We start from the raw sequence: 14,288 nt of genomic DNA on the forward strand, positions 1-14,288 counted from the left end.
GAGTGGCGCACATGGACTTCGGACTCGTCCTGCAGACCGACCCGCCGGCCTCGCGGGTCATCAGCCTGATGAAGCGCGCCGAGCGCAACGGCTTCACCTACGGCTGGACCTTCGACTCCGCCGTACTGTGGCAGGAGCCGTTCGTGATCTACAGTCAGATCCTGGCCAACACCACGAAGTTGACGGTCGGCCCGATGGTCACCAACCCGGGCACCCGCACCTGGGAGGTCACCGCCTCCACCTTCGCCACCCTGAACGACATGTTCGGCAACCGCACGGTCTGCGGCATCGGCCGCGGCGACTCCGCGATGCGGGTCGCGGGCCGCACCCCGAACACGCTCGCCCGGATCAGCGAGGCCATGAAGGTCATCAGGGCGCTCGGCTCCGGCCAGGAGGCGGACCTCGGCGGCACGGTCATCAAGTTCCCCTGGGCCAAGGAGGACGCCCAACTCCCGGTCTGGATGGCCGCGTACGGCCCCAAGGCGCTGAAGATGACCGGCGAGGAGGCCGACGGCTTCATCCTCCAGCTCTCGGACCTCTACCTCACCGAGTACATGGTGAAGGCGGTGAAGGACGCGGCCGTGGCGGCCGGGCGTGACCCGTCCGAGGTCAAGATCTGTGTGGCTGCCCCGGCCTACGTCACCGAGGACGACTCGCCCGAGGCACTCGCCCACGCCCGCGACCAGTGTCGCTGGTTCGGTGGCATGGTCGGCAACCACGTCGCCGACCTCGTCTCGAAGTACGGCGAGCACTCCGCCGCCGTACCCGAGGAACTCACGGACTACATCAAGGCCCGTGAGGGGTACGACTATTCGCATCACGGTCGCTCCGACAACCCCGACACCGCCTTCGTGCCCGACGAGATCGTCGACCGGTTCTGCATCATCGGATCGGCCGAGAAGCAGATCGAAAAGCTCAACGCCTTGAAGGAGTTGGGCGTCGACCAGTTCGCCGTCTACGACATGCACGACGCGCAGGAAGCCACGATCGACGCCTACGGGTCGAAGGTGATCCCGGCCGTCAACGGCTGACGCACACCCGCACCACCGCTCAACTCCCCGTCCCCCCACTCCAGTTCTCCCCCTCCCCGCCGTCCCGGGGAGGGGGACCGGAGCCCCGCACGGCCTTTCCGGACCCACCTCATCGATTGGCCTGCCCATGACCGACACCGCTCCCACGGCCATAGAGCCGACCGCTCAAGTCACCCTCGCCGACGGGCGGGTGGAGCTCGCCCCGGGGTCTTCGCTGCCCGCCGGGCCGTACGCCAACGACGATCTGCTGCCGGTTCCCGTCGAGAAGCGCACCTGGACCACGTACAACTTCTCCGCGCTGTGGGTCGGCATGGCCCACAACACGGCCTCCTGGACCCTGGCTTCCGGGCTCATCGCCGTCGGCATGGACTGGAAGCAGGCGGTGTTCACCATCGCCCTGGCCAACCTGATCGTGCTCGTGCCCATGCTGCTCACCGGGCACGCGGGACCGAAGTACGGCATCCCCTTCCCGGTCTTCGCGCGTGCCTCGTTCGGTGTGCGCGGCGCCAACCTCCCAGCCGTGGTGCGGGCGTTGGTGGCCTGTGGCTGGTTCGGCATCCAGACCTGGATCGGCGGTGAGGCGATCTTCTTCCTCGCCGGCAAGCTGATCGGGGACAGTTGGGCCAACGCCTCGCACATCGGCGGGTACGCCTGGACGATGTGGCTGTCGTTCGCGCTGTTCTGGGTGCTCCAAGTGGCCATCATCTACCGGGGCATGGAGACGATCCGCCGCTTCGAGAACTGGGCCGCGCCCTTCGTGCTCGTCGGCGCGTTCGTGATGCTGTGGTGGATGAGCAGCAAGGCCGGCGGCTTCGGCCCGCTCTTCGACCAGCCGTCCAAGCTCGGTTGGGGCGGCAGCTTCTGGAAGCTGTTCTGGCCCTCACTGATGGGCATGATCGGCTTCTGGTCCACGCTGTCGCTGAACATCCCGGACTTCACCCGCTACGGCAAGAGCCAGAAGGCCCAGACATGGGGCCAGGCCCTCGGTCTGCCGACCACCATGACCCTGTTCGCGTTCCTGTCGGTGCTGGTGACCTCCGGTTCGCAGGCCGTGTACGGCACGGCGATCTGGGACCCGGTGCAGCTCGCGGCGAAGACGGACAACGTCGTGGGCCTGCTCTACGCGTTGGTGACCGTGCTGGTGGCGACCCTGTCCGTGAACATCGCGGCCAACCTGGTCTCGCCCGCCTTCGACTTCTCCAACATCGCGCCCCGGAAGATCAGTTTCCGTACCGGCGCCCTCGTGACCAGCGTCCTCGGCGTGCTGATCTTCCCCTGGAAGCTGTACTCCGACCCGCAGGGTTACATCTTCACCTGGCTCGGTCTGGTCGGCGGTCTGCTCGGCACGGTCGCCGGCATCCTCATCGCCGACTACTGGATCCTGCGCCGCGGCAAGCTCGACCTCACCGACCTGTACAAGGCGGGCGGCCGCTACTGGTACGACGGCGGCTGGAACTGGCGGGCCGTCGTCGCCTTCGTGGTGGGTGGTGTACTCGCCGTCGGCGGCGCCGACTTCCACCCGCTGATCGACGGCCGGCCCATCCCGGCCCTGTCCTCGCTCGCCGACTACGGCTGGGCCGTAGGCCTGGGCACGTCGATGGCGCTCTACGTGGCGCTGACGCTGCTGACCGGAAAGAAGCCGACGCCCGTCGAGGCGTAGGCCCCGTTGTTCGGAGGGCGGTCGGGCTAGCTGGCCCTGCCGCCCTCCAGCGCGGTCACCGCTTCCTTCGCGGCCTTGATCGCACCCTTGTTGATCACGTCCGTGCTCGGCGCCTTCTTGTTCTCGAAGTCGCTGCCGTTGTACGTGATGGTCACCAGCGCGTTGCCCGCGCGGACGACGACCGTGCCCTCACGCGTCTGCTGCTTGTCCTCTGTGGTGAGGTTCACGATGGAGTACGCGGAGTCGCCGAGCCCGGGAACCGCGCCGCCGCCGCTCTTCTCCGCAGTCGTCTCGGTGTACGACTTTTTCGCCGCTTCGTCCGATTCCGTGATCTCGTACGACACGTCGAGCCAGCGGTAGTCGTACCCCTTGAGCGCGTTCCACGAGCAGGTGCGGCGCACCTTCGTGTCCGTCGACGGGATCTCCTTGCCGGCCGTCTTCGCGCCCGGCACCAGCGACTTGATCGTCGCCACCGACACGCTTCCGCACGGGGCGGGAGAAGTGGAGTACGCCTTGGCCACGGGCGCCGTCGACGGGGCCGAGGACCCGGACGAGGAGTCGGACTCGGGCGTCGCCTTGTGATCGGCGGTCGTCGTCGCGGCGAACGGACCGGACGTCAGGGCCCAGCCCATCGCGGCGAGCACGACGACCGGCGACAGACGCGCGGTGAGAGCGAGCGGCAGAGGAAGAGAACGCAAGTCGCACTTCTCGTGGGGGAAGGGTGCGGAGCGGGTCCGCACTGCGGACGGGGACGGCCAGTGTCACATGACTCCCTGTGAGGCGGAAGCATGAACTCGCTCCGTGCCTGTGCGGTGACAGTGCCTGACTGAGGACGGGTTGTGTGTCCTCTTATGTCCACCCGTCAGGTGTGAACGGCGGGCACGCGCATCGTCGTCCCGATCCGTTCGACGGCCGCGAACGCCCCGTAGGCGACGAGCCGCACGAGACGCGCGTCACCGTCCGACGGCTCCCGCCAGGCGGCCACGTCCTCCTCCGTGATCCGGTACGGCGCGAGCGCGGCCAGCACCGCGAGGCGCGCCGCCGGCCGCTCCCGCCGGCTCGGGAAGCCGCGCAGGACGACCGGCGGATGCGAACCGTCCCAGGCCCACAGCGTCTCCCGTACGAGCGTCCGGTCGTCCGCGTCGAGCAGCTCGGCACCCGCGAGCGCGGCCGTGCGCAGCGCGTCGTAGGCCGGGCCCACCGGCGTCCCGGCCGCCCAGTCCGGGCCGGGTCCCGGCGTGTCGAGCAGGGGGAGTGCCGCTCCGGGGACGGCGGTACGGCGCACGGTGCGGGCGACGCTGCGGCCCACGAGGCTCCGTACGGCCCGGAACCGCTGGGCGTTGCCCGGCAGGAGCTGTTCGGTCAGCAGGGCCGACACGACGCGGTTGATGAAGTGGAAGGCGAGCGCGGTGCCCAGGTAGGCGGGCGCCTGCTCGCGCGGGAACGGGTACGGCGTGAGGGCCGCGCCGGGGACACGCGTCCGGCGGCCCCAGTCGAGCACGCGCGCGTGCTCCTCGTTCTCCGGTGTGCCGCCGCGCGCCAGGTGCTCGGCGAGGGCGTGGTCGCCGGTGGCGTGCAGCAGGACGGTGTGCGCGTCCGCGCAGAACGGGCACTTGTTCGCGAGCGAGACGCCGAGCGCGGCCAGCTCCTTGCCGGTGCGGCTGCCGGCGCCCGCGATCAGCGACTCGCGCATCAACGCCCAGGCGGGGGCGAGGAGTTCGGGCGCGGAGGACAGGACCACGAAGGTCGGGGGCCGTTCGATACCGAAGTCGACGGCAATCTGCTCGAAGACCTCGGCGGTGCGGCCGGTGGCGGACTTCGGCGACGGGGGCCGGGTGTGCCGGAAGGGTGTGGGCATGGCAGCAGCGTGCGCTGCTCGGGTGCCCCCGGTCGTCGTACGGCCGAAGGGAGTTGACGCTGCGTCGGCCGGTCGGCGCGGGCCCGGGTAGTACTGCGTGGGGAGTAGTCCAGGAGTTGTCCACAGGGCTGACGCCTGTGTCGGCGCGGCGGTCTACTGTGCGGTCATGAGCGGGTACCCGGTCGATGTGACCCCACGCAGGCGCCTCGCCGACGCGTCCCTCGCGGTCGTGATCGGCGCCCTCGTCATGACCGTCGCCGCCTTCGACACGGACACGACCGCCGTCGACTACGCGCTCGTCGCCCTCGCCTCGGCCGCCCTGGCGTTCTACCAGACGGCTCCGCGCGCGGTCCTCGCCGTGACCACGGCGGGGGAGGCGGCCTATGTCCTGCACGCCCACCCGGGGCCGATCGCCGGTCTGCCCGTCCTCGCCGCCATGCACACGGCGGCGCGGGTGGGACACCGCGGCTGGGCGGCCGGGGCGGGCGCGGTGTTCCTGGCGGCGTACTTCGCGACGGGGCCCACGACCCAGCAGGTGGTCGAGCGGACCGCGCTCATCGCCGGCTGGTTCCTGTGCGCGGTGGTCACCGGCCTCGCCGACCGCAACTGGCAGGCGTATCTGCGCCAGACCGAACAGCGCGCCCTGGAGGCCGAACGCACCCGCGAGGAGGTCGCGTTGCGCCGCGAGGGCGAGGAACGCCTGCGCATAGCAAGGGAGTTGCACGACTCCCTCACGCACAGCATCTCGATCGTCAAGCTCCAGGCGGGCGTCGCCGTCCACCTCGCCCGCAAGCGCGGCGAGGAGGTGCCGCCCGCACTGCTCGCCATCCAGGAGGCGGGCGGCGAGGCGATGCGGGAACTGCGGGCCACCCTGGAGATCCTGCGCACCACCGAGGAGCCCACCGGCACCCCCGAGCTGCTCGTGGAGCGGGCCTGCGCGGCCGGCCTCGCCGTCGAACTCGCGGTGACGGGCGAGGAGCGCCCCCTCGCGGCGACGGTCGACCGCGCGGTGTACCGCATCGTCCAGGAGGCCCTCACCAACGCGGCCCGGCACGCGGGCCCGGCCAAGGTCTGCGTCCAACTCGACTATGGCAAAGCAGACTTGACGATACGCGTGGAGGACGACGGAGCGGCCCAGCCCGACTGTCCGCCGAAGCCGGGCATCGGCCTCACCGGCATGCGCGAACGCGTCACCGCACTGGGCGGCACCCTGCACACCGCCCCGCGCGCGGAGGGCGGCTTCTCGGTACGGGCCGAACTGCCGCTGGGGGAGGCGGGATGATCCGGGTCGCGGTCGTCGACGACCAGGCGCTGATGCGCGCGGGCTTCCGCGCCCTGCTCGACGCCGAGGAGGGCATCGAGGTGGTGGGCGAGGCGGCCAACGGCGAACAGGGCGTGGCCCTCGTTCGTGCGCAGCTCCCCGACATCGCGCTGATCGACGTACAGATGCCGGTGATGACGGGCATCGAGGCGACCCGCCGTATCGCCGCCGACCCGGCCCTCTCGTCGGTCCGGGTCGTCATCCTCACCAACTACGGCCTGGACGAGTACGTCTTCGAGGCGCTCCGCGCGGGCGCCAGCGGCTTCCTCCTCAAGGACACCGACCCGGCGGACCTGCTCCAGGCGATCGAGATCGTCGCCGGCGGCGAGGCCCTGCTCTCCCCGGCCGTCACCCGCACCCTCATCGGCGAGTTCGTCTCCCGGCCCCCCGACCGCTCCACCGCCACCGGCCTGGAACACCTCACCCGCCGCGAACGCGAGGTCACCGCCCTGGCCGCGCGCGGCCTCACCAACGAGGAGATCGCCGCCCACATGGTGATCAGCCCGTTCACGGCGAAGACCCACATCAGCCGGGCGATGACGAAGCTCGGAGCCCGGGACCGGGCCCAACTCGTCGTGTTCGCCTACGAGTCGGGGCTGGTGACGGCCCGCGCGCCGGAATCCCGTTGCGAGCCGGACGCACCGGATCGCACCCTGGGGCGATGACCGAGACGACACGCGCGCAGGACCCGGCCGCCCATGTCCGCGAGGAGATCCTCGCCTACTACGCCCAGGGCAAGGAGGACGGCCGCCTCAGACAGGGCTCCGAGCGGCTGGAGTTCTGGCGCACCCAGGACGTCCTGCGGCGCCTGTTGCCGACGGCTCCCGCGAGGGTGCTGGACGTCGGCGGGGGCAGCGGGATCCATGCCGAGTGGCTCGCGCGGGACGGGTACGGGGTCCACCTCGTCGACCCCGTACCGCTGCACGTGGAACAGGCGGGCCGACTGCCGGGGGTCACCGCCCGCGCCGGGGACGCCAGGGCGCTGCCCGTCCAAGACGCCTCGTACGACGTGGTGCTGCTGCTCGGGCCGCTGTACCACCTGCCCGAACGGGCCGACCGCGTACGGGCGTTGAGCGAGGCGCGTCGGGTGGTGCGGCCGGGTGGGCTGGTCGTCGCGGCGACGATCAACCGCTTCGCGGGACTGCACGACCTGCTCAAGCACGAGCTGTACTTCACCGCCCAGCACCGCCCGCGGGTCGACCGCGAGACGCAGGAGGGACGCCACGACTCCCAGGACGGCGGCCTCTTCACGACCGCCTACTTCGCCCAACCCCACGAAGCCCCCGAGGAGTTCACGGAGACAGGCCTCACCGTCGAGGGCCAGTACGGCCTCGAAGGCGCCGCCTGGCTGATGGGCGGCATCGAGGACTGGCTGGACGACCCGGACCGCCGCGAGGCCGTCCTGGCGGCCACCCGCCGTATCGAGTCCGAGCCCACGCTGCTCGGCACCAGCGGCCATCTGCTCACCGCCGGCAGGCGCAACTCCTAGCGGGGCGAGCGGTGTTGGGGGAGCGTTCGGCAGTCGGTACCCGGCGCGCAAGTCCCCCGTACCGCGGCCGTCCGTAGCGTGACTCCGTTCTCGTACTCGGCAATTGGAGCGGACATGGACAGTTCTCCCACGGGTGACAGAGGCCTCGGCGACGGCCACGATCGGCACGCGACGGGCTGCGACTGCCCGCGCACGGCGGACCTCGACGGCGACGGCGTCGCCGCGTCGAGCCGCCGTACGTTCCTGCACCGGGCCGGCGCGCTCGGCGCGGGAACGGCCGCCGCCGGGCTGCTGGGCGCGGCCCCCGCACACGCGGAGAGGGGCGGCGGCGACCCGTACGGTCAGACAACGATGTCACCGACCCCGCGCGGGACATGGGACCCGGATCCGGACAACGCCCGGTTCACCGTCGTCGTGATGCCCGACACGCAGTACATGTTCGACCAGGACCGCATCCACCCGGTGCCGATGGAGGCGTCGTTCCGCTACGTCCTCGACCCGGCGGGCCGCGCGGGCGGCAACGACGAGAACATCGTGTTCCTGGCCCACCTCGGTGACGTGACGCAGAACGGTCTCCCCGAGGAGTACGCGGCGGCCACCAAGGTGTTCGACCTGCTGGACCGCGCGGGTGCCTCGTACGGCGTGCTGGCGGGCAACCACGACGTCCGCGCCGACGACCAGCGCGGCGCCACCCCCTACCTGGACACCTTCAGCCCGGCGCGGGCCAGGAAGACATCCGGCCACCACTCCTCCAGCCCCGACGGCTACAACACCGCGCACATCTTCCGCGCGGGCGGCCGGAGTTGGCTGCTGCTGTCGCTGGACTGGCGGCTGTCGGCGAAGGGTTTCGCCTGGGCCAACGCTGTCATCGCAGCCAATCCGACGCTGCCGGTGATCGTCACCACGCACGAGCTCGTCGGCTCGGACGAGGACGGCGCGGCCGAACTGTCCGCCTACGGACAGCAGTTGTGGGACGGCCTGATCAAGGACAACGACCAGATCTTCCTCACCCTCAACGGCCACTACTGGCCGCCCGGCAGCACGGTGTTGAAGAACAGCGCGGGGAACGACGTCCATCTGCACATCACCAACTACCAGGACCGCTACTACGGCGGTGCGGGCATGATCCGCTCCTACCGCTTCGACCTCGACCGGGGCATGATCGACGTCGCCACCTTCTCGCCGTGGATCCGCGAGCTGGCAAATAAGGGCGAGTTGAACGCCCTCGCGGCGAAGGAACTCGAACTGACCTCGAAGGTCGACTACTTCTCGATGGCGATCGACTTCGAGAAGCGCTTCGCCGGCTTCGCGCCGGTCCCGCCGCGCACGTCCCGCCCCGCGCGGCGCATGCTGCTGCCGGGCACGCTGGCGTACTGGCGGTTCGACGAGGGCGGCACGGCGGGCAGCGACGTCGCCGCCGGCACGGTCGTCCGGGACCAGGCGGGCCACGGCAACGACCTCATCCTGAAGACCGTCCCCGACACCCCCGCGCACGCGCTCACTTGGACCACCGACCACCACCCCGATCAACCCGCCCACGCGGGGCTGGTGTTCGCGGGCCAGGGCAACCCGGTCAGCGGCGCGTACCTCCAGACCGTCGACACGGCACCGCTCAACCACGAGACCTTCGCCCGCGGTTACACCTTCGAGGTCTTCTTCAAGGTCCCCGCCGACTGGGACGGCGGCCGCAACGGCTGGTCCTCGATGCTCAGCCGCGCGGGCACGGCCGCCCAGGCGGGCAAGAACGGCCCCTCGGCCACCGCCGACGAGCCCGTCCAGACCCTCAGCCTCTCCAGCTCCGTCGAGCTCCAGTGGAACGCCTACCCGCTCAACCAGAACGGCGCCACGACCGCCTGGAGCCACCTCCTCCAGCAGGAGGAGTGGTGGCACGTCGCCGTCGCCAACGACGGCCGTATCAGCAAGCTCTACGTCAACGGCTGCGAGGAGGGCCGCAACCCCACCAGCACGTCCGTCGGGCTGACCACGCTCAACATGCCCTTCCTGCTTGGCGGTTACCAGTGGGCGGGCGCGGTCAGCCAGGTCTTCCACGGCACCATCGGGGACGTACGGATCACCGACCGGGCGCTGCGGCCGGGCCAGTTCATGAACGCCTAGGGTTCGTGGACACCCCGGTTGGTTAGATGTTCCGTATGTTCACCACCCGCCCCACCCTCCAGGGCACCTTCGGCATGGTGTCCTCCACCCACTGGCTGGCCTCGCAGTCGGCGATGGCCGTCCTGGAGGACGGTGGCAACGCGTACGACGCCGCTGTCGTCGGGGCGTTCGTGCTGCACGTGGTGGAACCGCACCTCAACGGACCCGCCGGTGAGGTGCCCATCCTCCTCGCCCCGGCGGGCGGGGAGGTGCGGGTGCTGTGCGGACAGGGCGTGGCACCCGCGGGAGCGACGATCGAGCACTACAGGGGACTCGGTCTGGATCTCGTACCCGGAACGGGCCCCCTCGCGGCGGCCGTCCCCGGCGCCTTCGACGCCTGGATGCTGCTCCTCCGCGACCACGGCACGAAGTCCCTGGCCGACGTCCTGAAGTACGCCATCGGGTACGCCGAGAACGGGCACGCGTGCGTGGACAACGTCGGGGCGACCGTGGAGGCCGTACGGGAGCTGTTCGAGACGGAGTGGACCTCGTCGGCGGACGTGTACCTGCCGGGCGGGAAGGCGCCCCGGCCCGGCGAGCTGTTCCGCAACCCCGCCCTCGCCGCCACCTGGCAGCGGCTGCTCACCGAGGTCGCCGGGGCGGGGGACCGGGAGGCCCAGATCGAGGCGGCCCGGGAGGTGTGGCGGTCCGGGTTCATCGCCGAGGCCCTCGTACGGCAGTCCGGGCGGCCCACCATGGACACCAGCGGCGAGCGCCACACCGGCACCCTCACGGCCGCCGACCTGGCCTCCTGGTCCGCGTCCTACGAGACACCGGCGACGTACGACTGGAACGGCTGGACACTCTGCAAGGCCGGCCCCTGGAGCCAGGGCCCGGTGTTCCTCCAGCAACTGGCGCTGCTCCCGCCCGAGTTGCCCTCCTACGGGTCCGCCGAATACGTCCACCTCCTGATCGAGGGCTGCAAGCTCGCGATGGCCGACCGGGAGGCCTGGTACGGCGACGCGGGCGACGACGCCGTACCACTGGAAGAGCTGCTGTCGGCGGACTACAACGCGGCGCGACGGGAGCTGATCGGCGAGAAGGCGTCGTACGAGCTGCGGCCGGGCAGTCCCGGAGGGCGCGCTCCGCGACTGTGCGGGCACGCGCGCGTGGTGGCGCCCGCGGAGTCCGGCTTCGATCCGATGGGGGCGGGGGAGCCGACCGTCGCGCGGGTCGCCGCCGACGGTGGCACCCGTGGCGACACCTGCCACCTCGATGTCGTCGACCGCTGGGGCAACATGATCGCGGCCACTCCCAGCGGCGGCTGGCTCCAGTCCAACCCGGTGGTGCCCGAGCTGGGCTTCCCCCTGGGCACCCGGCTCCAGATGGCCTGGCTGGAGCCCGGCCTGCCCAACTCCCTCGCCCCGGGCCGCCGTCCGCGCACCACGCTCACCCCGTCGATCGCCCTGCGCGACGGAGTGCCGGTCCTGGCGTTCGGCACACCGGGCGGGGACCAGCAGGACCAGTGGCAACTGCACTTCTTCCTGGCGGTCGCCACGCGCGCGAAGGTGCGCGGCGGCCTCGACCTCCAGGGCGCGATCGACGCCCCGAACTGGCACAACGACAGCTTCCCCGGATCCTTCTACCCGCGCGGCATGCGGCCGGGGAGCGTGACGGTCGAGTCCCGCACGGACCCGGCGGTCGTGGAGGAGCTGCGGCGGCGCGGCCATGACGTGACCGTCGGGGACGCCTGGTCGGAGGGGCGGCTGTGCGCGGTCGCCCGGGACCCGGAGGCCGGGATCCTGTCGGCGGCGGCGAATCCGCGGGGCATGCAGGGGTACGCCGTGGGGCGGTGATCCCGAACCCGGGTGTTCACGGTGATTCCACCCGGTGTGTACTGGGCGGGTGGGGATTGTCAGTGACGCGTGCTCTCATGGAGGCATGATCGAGGACACCGAAACCATCGACGAGTTTCTCGTACAGCACACGGCCGACATCGAAGAAGCGATCCGCACCGCGGCGGCCGTCGAGATCATGCCCCGCTTCCGGCAGCTCGCCGCGCACGAGATAGACCAGAAGAGCGGCCCGCACGACCTGGTCACGGACGCCGACCGCAACGCCGAGCGGTATCTGACGAAGGTGCTCGGTTCCCTCCTGCCCGGCTCCGTCGTGGTCGGCGAGGAAGCGGTGCACGCCGACCCGGAGACGTACGAGGCCATCCAGGGCGACGCCCCGGTCTGGATCGTCGACCCGGTCGACGGGACACGGCAGTTCGTGCGCGGCGAGACCGGTTTCTGCACCCTGGTCGCGCTCGCCCGGCACGGCGAACTGCTCGCGTCCTGGACCTACGCACCCGCCCGTGACCAACTGGCCACGGCCGTGAAGGGCGGCGGCGCCTTCCTCGACGGCGTACGGCTGCGCTCCGGCGCCCCGGACCCCGCCCGGGACCTGGAGGTGGCCACCTCCCACCCGGACTACACGACGGACGCCCAGAAGCGCTCCCTGCTCGGCCTGTGGGCGGACGGTGTGCACACGCGCCCGTGCGGCTCGGCCGGACTGGAGTATCTCGCCCTCGCCCGGGGCGAGTTGGACGCCACGGCCTTCTCCTGGGAGGCCGCCTGGGACCACGCGGCGGGCCTGCTCCTCGTCGAGGAGGCGGGCGGCGCCCACCTCACCCTCACCGGAGAGCCCTTCCGCATCACGGGCGGCAACGCACTGCCGTTCACCGCGGCCCGGGACGCGGCGACGGCCCGGCGCGTGATCGACCTGCTGAGGGCGTCGTAGGGTCACGGGTTCCACTCACTCGAAGAGCTGGCCCCGGGATTGTCGGTCCCGCGGCATATCCTGACCTCGAGTTGCCATCGGCTGACGAAGGGGTCCCAAGGTGCCGTCGATGCTCGATGCGGTCGTGGTGGGTGCGGGGCCGAACGGACTGACGGCTGCCGTGGAGCTGGCCCGGCGCGGCTTCTCCGTGGCCGTGTTCGAGGCCAGGGACACCGTGGGCGGCGGTGCCCGCACCGAGGAGCTCACCCTCCCCGGCTTCCGGCACGACCCCTGCTCGGCGGCGCACCCGCTCGGCATCAACTCACCGGCGTTCCGCGCCCTGCCCCTGGAGCGCTACGGCCTGGAGTGGCTGCACGCCGAGCTGCCCATGGCGCACCCCTTCACCGACGGCAGCGCGGCCGTGCTGTCGCGGTCGGTCGCGGAGACGGCCGCCTCCTTCGGGCCGCGCGACGCGGGGACGTACAGGAGGCTCGTCGAGCCCTTCCTCCCCAAGTGGGACACCCTGGTCCGCGACTTCATGTCCCTGCCGCGCACCGCACTGCCGCGCGACCCGGTCACCCTCGCCCGCTTCGGCCTGCTCGGCCTGCCCCCGTCGACCTGGCTCACCAGCCGCTTCCGGGACGAGCGCGCCAAGACCTTGTTCGCCGGACTGGTCGGCCACGTCATGGCCCCGCTCAGCGGCTTCGCCACCGGCGCGATCGGCCTGGTCTTCGCCCTGGCGGCACACGCGCGTGGCTGGCCGGTGGCGCGCGGCGGCTCCCAGTCCATCTCGGACGCCCTGGCCGCCTACCTGAAGGACCTCGGCGGCGAGATCCACACCGACTACGAGGTCAAGCGCCTCGACGACCTTCCCCCGGCCCGCGCCTACGTCTTCGACACCTCGCCCACCGCCCTGGCGAAGATCGCGGGCTTCGGCAACTACTACGAGAACTTCCGCTACGGCGCCGGAGTCTTCAAGGTCGACTACGCCCTGGACGGCCCGGTGCCCTGGACCGCCAAGGAGGCACGCACCGCGGGCACGGTCCAGATCGGCGCCGACAGCACGGAGATCGGCACCGCCCTGCGCGCCGCGTCCCGCGAGAACCGCGCCCCCGACCGGCCGTTCATGATCACCGTGCAGCCCAGCATCGTCGACCCCACCCGGGCCCCGGCCGGCAAACAGGTCTTCTGGGCCTACGGCCACGTCCCCAGCGGCTGGACCGGCGACCTCACGGACGCCCTGGAACGCCAACTGGAGCGCTTCGCCCCGGGTTTCCGCGACCGCGTCCTGGCCCGCGCGACCGCGGGCCCACCCGAACTGGCCGCCCGCAACGCCAACTACGTGGGCGGCGACATCGGCTCAGGCGCGGTCTCCGGACTCCAGATCCTGCTGCGCCCCAAACTCTCCCTCTCCCCGTACGGCACCCCGCACCCGGCCGTCTTCATCTGCTCCTCGGCGACCCCGCCGGGCCCCGGAGTGCACGGCATGTCGGGACACAACGCGGCGAAGGCCGTCTGGCGACGACTGAGGCAGTCATGACCACCACCATCACCCTCGTCCGGGGCGACATCACCCGTCAGAGCGCCGACGCGATCGTCAACGCGGCGAACTCCTCCCTCCTGGGCGGCGGGGGAGTGGACGGCGCGATCCACCGCCGGGGCGGTCCCGCGATCCTGGAGGCATGCCGCAAGCTCCGCGCCTCCCATTACGGCAAGGGCCTGCGCACCGGCCAGGCGGTCGCGACGACGGCGGGCGAACTGGACGCGCGGTGGGTGATCCACACCGTGGGTCCGCGGTTTACCCACGAGGAGGACCGTTCGGAGCTGCTGGCTTCGTGCTACCGGGAGTCGTTGCGGGTGGCGGACGAGCTGGGTGTCCGTACGGTCGTCTTTCCGGCGGTGTCCGCGGGTATCTACGGATGGCCGATGGACGACGCGGCGCGGGTCGCGGTGGAGACGGTGCAGGCGGCGACGACGTCGGTCGAGGAGGTCAGGTTCGTCCTCTTCGACGAGCGGGCGTACGAGGCGTTCGCCCGGCACGTCCGCTGACGACGGTCGGGGTCCGTCTGCCC

12 protein-coding genes are annotated in these 14,288 nt (G+C 71.3%); 10 read left to right on the forward strand and 2 right to left on the reverse strand.

Annotated elements, in window-relative coordinates; all coding sequences use genetic code 11:
* Window positions 1-11 precede the first annotated feature (11 nt).
* Window positions 12-1,031 (forward strand): TIGR03842 family LLM class F420-dependent oxidoreductase, encoded by a 1,020-nt coding sequence (locus OG223_RS41980; RefSeq protein ID WP_019062017.1) that lies wholly within the window; start codon window positions 12-14, stop codon window positions 1,029-1,031.
* A 127-nt stretch (window positions 1,032-1,158) separates the two neighbouring features.
* Window positions 1,159-2,691, forward strand: a complete 1,533-nt coding sequence (locus tag OG223_RS41985; protein ID WP_329260774.1) for an NCS1 family nucleobase:cation symporter-1 — start codon at window positions 1,159-1,161, stop codon at window positions 2,689-2,691.
* Window positions 2,692-2,717: 26 nt separating this feature from the next.
* On the opposite strand, the gene OG223_RS41990 is transcribed toward OG223_RS41985, so the two are convergent.
* Both OG223_RS41990 and OG223_RS41995 read right to left on the reverse strand, forming a co-directional pair.
* A complete protein-coding gene (locus tag OG223_RS41990) occupies window positions 2,718-3,389 on the reverse strand; it encodes a hypothetical protein (protein ID WP_329260777.1) in 672 nt (223 codons plus the stop codon).
* Between the two features lie 164 nt (window positions 3,390-3,553).
* Window positions 3,554-4,549 (reverse strand): carboxymuconolactone decarboxylase family protein, encoded by a 996-nt coding sequence (locus OG223_RS41995; RefSeq protein WP_329260779.1) that lies wholly within the window; start codon window positions 4,547-4,549, stop codon window positions 3,554-3,556.
* A 166-nt stretch (window positions 4,550-4,715) separates the two neighbouring features.
* On the opposite strand from OG223_RS41995, the gene OG223_RS42000 reads away from it, so the two are divergent.
* The 8 genes from OG223_RS42000 to OG223_RS42035 all read left to right on the forward strand — a co-directional run bounded on the left by OG223_RS42000 (window position 4,716) and on the right by OG223_RS42035 (window position 14,265).
* Entirely contained in the window at window positions 4,716-5,831 is a 1,116-nt protein-coding gene (locus tag OG223_RS42000) for a sensor histidine kinase (protein WP_329260782.1), read from the forward strand.
* Window positions 5,828-6,535 carry a response regulator transcription factor gene (locus OG223_RS42005; RefSeq protein ID WP_329260785.1) on the forward strand — a complete coding sequence of 236 codons (708 nt, stop codon included), beginning with the start codon at window positions 5,828-5,830 and terminating at the stop codon, window positions 6,533-6,535. The genes OG223_RS42000 and OG223_RS42005 overlap by 4 nt, the downstream gene beginning before the upstream one ends.
* On the forward strand, window positions 6,532-7,359 hold the full coding sequence (locus OG223_RS42010) for a class I SAM-dependent methyltransferase (RefSeq protein ID WP_329260788.1): 828 nt from the start codon (window positions 6,532-6,534) through the stop codon (window positions 7,357-7,359). Before OG223_RS42005 ends, OG223_RS42010 begins: the two co-directional genes overlap by 4 nt.
* Before the next feature lie 114 nt (window positions 7,360-7,473).
* The gene (locus tag OG223_RS42015; RefSeq protein ID WP_329260790.1) at window positions 7,474-9,474 is read left to right on the forward strand and encodes a LamG-like jellyroll fold domain-containing protein; all 2,001 of its coding nucleotides are present in this window, start codon (window positions 7,474-7,476) and stop codon (window positions 9,472-9,474) included.
* 35 nt (window positions 9,475-9,509) lie between these two features.
* Window positions 9,510-11,309, forward strand: coding sequence for a gamma-glutamyltransferase family protein (locus OG223_RS42020; RefSeq protein ID WP_329260792.1), 1,800 nt, complete (start codon window positions 9,510-9,512; stop codon window positions 11,307-11,309).
* 85 nt (window positions 11,310-11,394) lie between these two features.
* Window positions 11,395-12,237 carry an inositol monophosphatase family protein gene (locus OG223_RS42025; protein WP_329260795.1) on the forward strand — a complete coding sequence of 281 codons (843 nt, stop codon included), beginning with the start codon at window positions 11,395-11,397 and terminating at the stop codon, window positions 12,235-12,237.
* Between the two features lie 109 nt (window positions 12,238-12,346).
* Window positions 12,347-13,756, forward strand: coding sequence for a phytoene desaturase family protein (locus tag OG223_RS42030; protein WP_329260798.1), 1,410 nt, complete (start codon window positions 12,347-12,349; stop codon window positions 13,754-13,756).
* Entirely contained in the window at window positions 13,753-14,265 is a 513-nt protein-coding gene (locus tag OG223_RS42035; protein ID WP_329260801.1) for an O-acetyl-ADP-ribose deacetylase, read from the forward strand. Before OG223_RS42030 ends, OG223_RS42035 begins: the two co-directional genes overlap by 4 nt.
* Window positions 14,266-14,288: the final 23 nt, after the last annotated feature.

It is taken from the genome of Streptomyces sp. NBC_01478 (genome assembly GCF_036227225.1).
Classification (GTDB): domain Bacteria; phylum Actinomycetota; class Actinomycetes; order Streptomycetales; family Streptomycetaceae; genus Streptomyces.

What these genes read in the sequence shown, in the direction of transcription:
- OG223_RS41980 (WP_019062017.1), top strand. Translation starts at nt 12, where the DNA reads ATGGACTTCGGACTCGTCCTGCAGACCGACCCGCCGGCCTCGCGGGTC.
- OG223_RS41985 (WP_329260774.1), top strand. Translation starts at nt 1,159, where the DNA reads ATGACCGACACCGCTCCCACGGCCATAGAGCCGACCGCTCAAGTCACC.
- OG223_RS41995 (WP_329260779.1), bottom strand. Translation starts at nt 4,549, where the DNA reads ATGCCCACACCCTTCCGGCACACCCGGCCCCCGTCGCCGAAGTCCGCC.
- OG223_RS42000 (WP_329260782.1), top strand. Translation starts at nt 4,716, where the DNA reads ATGAGCGGGTACCCGGTCGATGTGACCCCACGCAGGCGCCTCGCCGAC.
- OG223_RS42005 (WP_329260785.1), top strand. Translation starts at nt 5,828, where the DNA reads ATGATCCGGGTCGCGGTCGTCGACGACCAGGCGCTGATGCGCGCGGGC.
- OG223_RS42010 (WP_329260788.1), top strand. Translation starts at nt 6,532, where the DNA reads ATGACCGAGACGACACGCGCGCAGGACCCGGCCGCCCATGTCCGCGAG.
- OG223_RS42015 (WP_329260790.1), top strand. Translation starts at nt 7,474, where the DNA reads ATGGACAGTTCTCCCACGGGTGACAGAGGCCTCGGCGACGGCCACGAT.
- OG223_RS42020 (WP_329260792.1), top strand. Translation starts at nt 9,510, where the DNA reads ATGTTCACCACCCGCCCCACCCTCCAGGGCACCTTCGGCATGGTGTCC.
- OG223_RS42025 (WP_329260795.1), top strand. Translation starts at nt 11,395, where the DNA reads ATGATCGAGGACACCGAAACCATCGACGAGTTTCTCGTACAGCACACG.
- OG223_RS42030 (WP_329260798.1), top strand. Translation starts at nt 12,347, where the DNA reads ATGCTCGATGCGGTCGTGGTGGGTGCGGGGCCGAACGGACTGACGGCT.
- OG223_RS42035 (WP_329260801.1), top strand. Translation starts at nt 13,753, where the DNA reads ATGACCACCACCATCACCCTCGTCCGGGGCGACATCACCCGTCAGAGC.